Here is a 5,658-nt window from a genome sequence, read left to right as displayed (position 1 = left end):
CGGCATGGTCCCCGGCGGCGGCGCCGGGCACGCCGCGCACGGTCCCGTCGGGGTTGAGGAAGGCGGGGCCGCCGCCGGGGACCATGCCGAGTTCGTCGGCGCGGCGCTGGAGGGCGTCGGGGGCCGCGTAGCCGTCGACGTCGCGCTGGAGCTGCTGTTCCTCCTCGGTGAGGTCCTTCGTCTCCCTCTTCAACTCGCTCACCTGGAACGAGCCTTCGTTGAGCGCGGAGTTCAGGATGAGCAGCGTGATCAGGCCGCCGCCGAGGAGCAGGACGACGAGGAGGACGAAGGGGGTGCGCGCGGCCTGGTTGGGGCCCTGGGGCAGCAGTCGCGCGAGGCGGGCGGCCCTCCCCCGCAGCTCGGGCTTCTTGCTCATGGAGCCTCCTCGCGGACTCGGCTCGGCGGACTTCGGCTCGCGGGCCCTTCGGCGTTCGGGAGGGCCGGGGCTCATTCGGGAGGGCCGGGGCTCAGCCGACGTCCTCACGGACGCGCTGCGCGCCTCGCAGTCTCGCCGGGGCGGCCCTGCGGTTCTCGGCGACCTCTTCCTCGGTGGGCAGTTCGGCGCCGCGGGTCAGGAGCTTCAGGCGCGGCTGGTAGCGCTCGGGGACGACGGGCAGGCCGGGGGGCGCGGTGTTCGCGGCGCCGGCCGCGAACACCTGCTTGACCAGGCGGTCTTCGAGCGAGTGATACGACAGGACGGCGATCCGGCCGCCGACCGCGAGCGCCTTCACGGCCGCCGGGATCGCCCGCTCCAGGACGCTCAGTTCGCCGTTGACCTCGATGCGCAGGGCCTGGAAGGTGCGCTTGGCGGGGTTGCCGCCGGTGCGCTTGGCGGCCTGTGGCAGGGAGTCGCGGATGAGTTCGACGAGCCGCGCGCTGTTAGTGAAGGGCTCCTTCTCGCGCTCGCGGACGACGGCGCTCACGATGCGCTTGGCCTGCTTCTCCTCGCCGTACTGGCGCAGGATCCGCACCAGTTCGCCGGGGGCGTACGTGTTGAGGACCTCGGCCGCGCTGATGCCGGTCGTCTGGTCCATGCGCATGTCCAGGGGCGCGTCCTGGGCGTACGCGAATCCCCGGTCGGCCTCGTCGAGTTGCATGGAGGAGACGCCGAGGTCGAACAGGACGCCCTGGACGCGCGGGATGTCCAGGCGGTCGAGCACCTCGGGGAGTTCGTCGTAGACGGCGTGCACCAGGGTGGCCCGGTCGCCGTAGGGGGCGAGCCGTTCGCCGGACAGGCGCAGCGCTTCCTTGTCGCGGTCCAGGGCGATGAGGCGGGCCGCAGGGAAGGTCGCCAGGAGGGCTTCGCTGTGGCCGCCGAGGCCGAGGGTGCAGTCGACGACGACCGCGCCGGGCTCGGCCAGGGCGGGGGCCAACATGTCCAGGCACCGCTGGAGCATCACCGGGACGTGTCGGCTGTTGTCGGTCAAGGGGCCCTCTCAGGTCCGGCGCGGCGTCCGTACGCACTGCCGGGTCCCCACCCGCTCCGTGAAGGGGAATGGCCTGCCGGCGCCGGGGAAGTGGCGTCAGCCGACCGGGAGCGGGAGGAGGCCGAGCCGTACGTACGCGCCGCGCACGTGGGGATTCAGGGAATCTCCGGGATGTGCGGTCCAGCGGGGAGCAGGTCACGTCTCCCGCTTCGCGTCACTTTAGTCCACGGTGTCTCCCGGTCAATCAACCGGCCTGCGCGTCGCGGGCCGGTTGGAAGAGAGGCACGGATCGGCCGGAGCCACCCGTTCGGCCGCCGCTCCACGCCCCTGTGGAGTACCTCACAACAAGAGTTTTTGGCGATCTTTGTCCCTTCTCGCAACGGGCCATGTCGATCAATGACCACTAACGTCTGAACCATGTCGACTTCCGCATCCCCTTCGGGCCACTCCCCCGCAGAGCCGATCGGCGAGTCAGCCGCCGGCCCGGTCATCGAACGTCTGGTCGAGGCGAACGCGCGGTACGCCGCCGACTTCACCGACCCCGGCATGGACGCCCGTCCCGTGCTCGGCGTCGCCGTCGTCGCCTGCATGGACGCCCGCCTCGATCTGCACAGCGCGCTCGGCCTGCAGCTGGGCGACTGCCACACCATCCGCAACGCGGGCGGCGTGGTCACCGATGACGTGATCCGCTCCCTGACCATCAGCCAGCGCGCGCTCGGCACCCGCAGCGTGGTCCTCATCCACCACACCGGCTGCGGCCTGGAGTCCCTCACCGAGGAGTTCCGGCAGGACCTGGAGAAGGAGGTCGGGCAGCGGCCGACGTGGGCGGTGGAGTCCTTCCGCGATGTCGACCAGGACGTACGCCAGTCGATGCAGCGCGTGCGGACCTCGCCGTTCCTGCTGCACACCGATGACATCCGCGGATTCGTGTTCGACGTGACGACAGGACGGCTCCGGGAGATCGACCCTGCGTGACTGACAAAAGGTCGTAAGACCCGACAAATCGCCGCCAGTTATCCACAGGCGAGTGACACGACCCGCCATGCCCAACAACAATGCGGGGGTGGCACCACGCGGACCATCTACGCGTGGTGCCGGTGAATTCGGGGTGGACCGGGCCGCACACACAATGGGCGGCCCGGAGAACGGGCCGAGGAGGGCCGGGTGACGACCTATGACGATCGAGCGAGCCTCACAGATCTGACCACCACAGCGGAGCGTGTCCGCAGGTCGGTGGAGGGTGTGATCGAGGGCAAGCCGGAGGTCGTACGGCTTTCGCTGACCGTGCTCCTCGCCGAGGGCCATCTGCTCATCGAGGATGTGCCGGGCGTGGGCAAGACCATGCTCGCCAAGGCGCTCGCGCGGTCCATCGACTGCTCGGTGCGGCGGATCCAGTTCACGCCGGACCTGCTGCCGTCGGACATCACCGGGGTGTCCATCTTCGACCAGCAGCGCAGGGACTTCGAGTTCAAGCCGGGGGCGATCTTCGCGCAGATCGTGATCGGCGACGAGATCAACCGCGCCTCTCCGAAGACGCAGTCCGCGCTCCTGGAGTCCATGGAGGAGCGCCAGGTCACCATCGACGGGCAGACGTACGAACTGCCCAGCCCGTTCATGGTGGTGGCCACGCAGAACCCCGTGGAGATGGAGGGGACCTATCCCCTGCCCGAGGCGCAGCGCGACCGTTTCATGGCGCGCGTCTCGATCGGCTATCCGGGCCCCGAGGCCGAGTTGCAGATGCTCGACGTGCACGGCGGCGTCTCGCCCCTGGACGACCTCCAGCCGGTGGCGCACGCGCACGACATCGTGAAGCTCATCGACGCGGTCCGCACGGTCCACGTCGCCGAGGCGGTGCGGCGGTACGCGGTCGACCTCGTCGGCGCCACCCGCAACCACCCGGACCTGAGACTCGGGGCCTCCCCGCGCGCGACGCTGCATCTGCTGCGCGCGGCCAAGGCCTCCGCGGCGCTCAGCGGGCGGGAGTTCGCCCTGCCGGACGATGTGCAGGCCCTGGCGGTCGCGGTCCTCGCGCACCGCCTGCTGCCCACCGCGCAGGCTCAGCTGAACCGGCGTACGGCCGAATCGGTCGTCCTGGAGATCCTGCAGCACACCCCGGTCCCCGCCGCCGCCCAGCCGGGCGGCGGTTTCTTCGCCCAGCAGCCGCCCGGCGCGCGGGGGCTGTGATGACGGCCGGGGGGCGGCCGGCGGGCACCGCCGAGGACGACAAGGGCGGGGTGCGCACGGCTCTCGCGGGCCTGACCACCCGCGGTCGCTCCTTCCTCGCGGCCGGCATCGCGGCCGCCATCTGTGCCTACGTCCTCGGCCAGAGCGACCTGCTGCGCGTCGGGCTGCTGCTCGCCGTGCTGCCGCTGGTCTGCGCCGCCGTCCTCTTCCGCACCCGCTACCGCGTCGCGGGCAGCCGAAGGCTCTCCCCCGCGCGCGTGCCCGCCGGTTCGGAGGCCCGCGTCCATCTGCGCATGGACAACGTCTCCCGGCTCCCCACGGGCCTGCTGATGCTCCAGGACCGGGTGCCCTACGTCCTCGGGCCCCGGCCCCGCTTCGTGCTCGACCGCGTCGAGGCGGGCGGGCGCCGCGAGGTGTCCTACCGCGTCCGCTCCGACCTGCGCGGCCGCTATCCGCTGGGTCCGCTGCAACTGCGCCTCGCGGACCCCTTCGGGATGTGCGAGCTGACCCGCTCCTTCTCGACGTACGACACCCTGACCGTCATCCCGCGCGTGGAGGCGCTGCCGCCGGTGCGGCTCACGGGCGAGGCCAAGGGGTACGGCGACGGGCGCAACCGCTCACTGGCGCTCGCCGGTGAGGACGACGTCATCCCGCGCGGCTACCGCCACGGCGACGACCTGCGCCGGGTGCACTGGCGCTCCACCGCGCGCTACGGCGAGCTGATGGTCCGCCGCGAGGAGCAGCCGCAGCGGGCCCGCTGCACGGTCCTGCTCGACACCCGGGGCGTCGGCTTCCGGGGCGCGGGGCCCGACTCGGCCTTCGAGTGGGCGGTGTCGGGCGCGGCGTCCACCCTTGTACACATGCTCGAACGGGGCTTCTCGGTGCGGCTGTTGACCGACACGGGCACCTCCGTGCCGGGCGAGGGCTCCGACGGCTTCGCGGGCGCGAGCCAGGAGTCGGCGGACGCGGCCGGGCTGATGATGGACACCCTCGCGGTGATCGACCACTCCGAAGAGGCCGGGCTCTCCCGCGCGTACGACGTCCTGCGCGGGGGCAACGAGGGCCTTCTCGTCGCCTTCCTCGGCGACCTCGACGAGGAGCAGGCGGCGGTGGTCGCCAAGATGCGCCAGCGCAGCGGCTCCGCGGTCGCCTTCGTGCTGGACGGCGAGGCCTGGGCGCAGGGCCCGGGCGGCGTGCCGTCCCGCGCCGGTGACGCGCGGGTGGGGATGCTGCGCGCGGCGGGCTGGACGGCCCTCGCCGCGCCTCCGGGCGCGGGCCTGACGGAGCTGTGGCGGCAGGCGGACCACGCCCGCGCGAGCGCGGGACCCGCGCCCGCCGCAGGGACGACGACCGGGGGCTGGGCATGACGACCGGTGCCGGGCACGAGGGCCGGGGGCCGCACACACGGCCGCGTACGACAGTGGGGGGACGGTCATGAGTGGACGCGCGCGGCTCGCGCTGTGTGCCACCACGGCGACGCTGATGGCCTCGGGCGCGCTGCTGCCGCTCGTCGATCCGGCGACGTGGTTCCTCCAGGCGGTGATCCTGCTGGCCGTGCAGAGCGGGGTGGGCGCGCTGGCCCGGCGGATGCCGCTCGCCAGACCGCTCACCGTGACGGTGCAGGCGCTGGTGACGCTGCTGATGCTCACCCTGGTCTTCGCCCGCGAGCAGGCCCTCGCGGGGCTCCTGCCGGGGCCCGACGTCTTCCGCCGCTTCGGGATGCTCCTGGAGGCGGGCGGCGAGGACGTCGGGCGGTACGCGATCCCGGCGCCGCTCAGCGACGGCATCCGGCTGATGCTGGTCGGCGGCGTCCTGGTGATCGGCCTCGCGGTGGACGCGCTGGCGGTGACGTTCCGTACGGCGGCCCCGGCGGGCCTGCCGCTGCTCGCGCTGTACTCGGTCGCGGCGGGGCTCTCCGGGGACGGCGCGGGATGGCTGTGGTTCCTGCTGGCCGCCGCCGGGTATCTGCTGCTGCTCCTCGCGGAGGGGCGGGACCGGATCTCGCAGTGGGGCCGGGTGTTCGGCGGCGCGGCGCGCGCCCCGGGGC

Annotated in this window: 6 protein-coding genes; 4 read left to right on the top strand and 2 right to left on the bottom strand. The window is 72.7% G+C overall.

Translation table 11 applies throughout. The annotated features are described in order from the left end of the window. Both ftsL and rsmH read right to left on the bottom strand, forming a co-directional pair. The coding region (gene ftsL / locus GKQ77_RS26440; protein ID WP_219691440.1) for a cell division protein FtsL at nucleotides 1-376 on the bottom strand (376 nt) is incomplete at its 3' end. 91 nt (nucleotides 377-467) lie between these two features. Beyond that, nucleotides 468-1,427 (bottom strand): 16S rRNA (cytosine(1402)-N(4))-methyltransferase RsmH, encoded by a 960-nt coding sequence (rsmH, locus tag GKQ77_RS26435; protein WP_219691439.1) that lies wholly within the window; start codon nucleotides 1,425-1,427, stop codon nucleotides 468-470. Nucleotides 1,428-1,844: 417 nt separating this feature from the next. Between rsmH and GKQ77_RS26430 the strand changes: the two genes are divergently transcribed. The 4 genes from GKQ77_RS26430 to GKQ77_RS26415 all read left to right on the top strand — a co-directional run. Further along, on the top strand, nucleotides 1,845-2,402 hold the full coding sequence (locus tag GKQ77_RS26430; RefSeq protein ID WP_219691438.1) for a beta-class carbonic anhydrase: 558 nt from the start codon (nucleotides 1,845-1,847) through the stop codon (nucleotides 2,400-2,402). Between the two features lie 189 nt (nucleotides 2,403-2,591). After that, a complete protein-coding gene (locus GKQ77_RS26425; RefSeq protein WP_219691437.1) occupies nucleotides 2,592-3,611 on the top strand; it encodes an AAA family ATPase in 1,020 nt (339 codons plus the stop codon). Continuing rightward, nucleotides 3,611-4,978, top strand: coding sequence for a DUF58 domain-containing protein (locus tag GKQ77_RS26420; RefSeq protein WP_219691436.1), 1,368 nt, complete (start codon nucleotides 3,611-3,613; stop codon nucleotides 4,976-4,978). The genes GKQ77_RS26425 and GKQ77_RS26420 overlap by 1 nt, the downstream gene beginning before the upstream one ends. A gap of 67 nt (nucleotides 4,979-5,045) precedes the next feature. Continuing rightward, nucleotides 5,046-5,658 (top strand): TgpA N-terminal domain-containing protein (locus tag GKQ77_RS26415; RefSeq protein ID WP_219691435.1); only part of this gene is annotated, 613 nt, incomplete at its 3' end.

The sequence above is a fragment of the Streptomyces anatolicus genome, from assembly GCF_019400875.1.
GTDB lineage: Bacteria > Actinomycetota > Actinomycetes > Streptomycetales > Streptomycetaceae > Streptomyces > Streptomyces anatolicus.
This window is presented reverse-complemented; position numbering and strand designations above follow the sequence as displayed.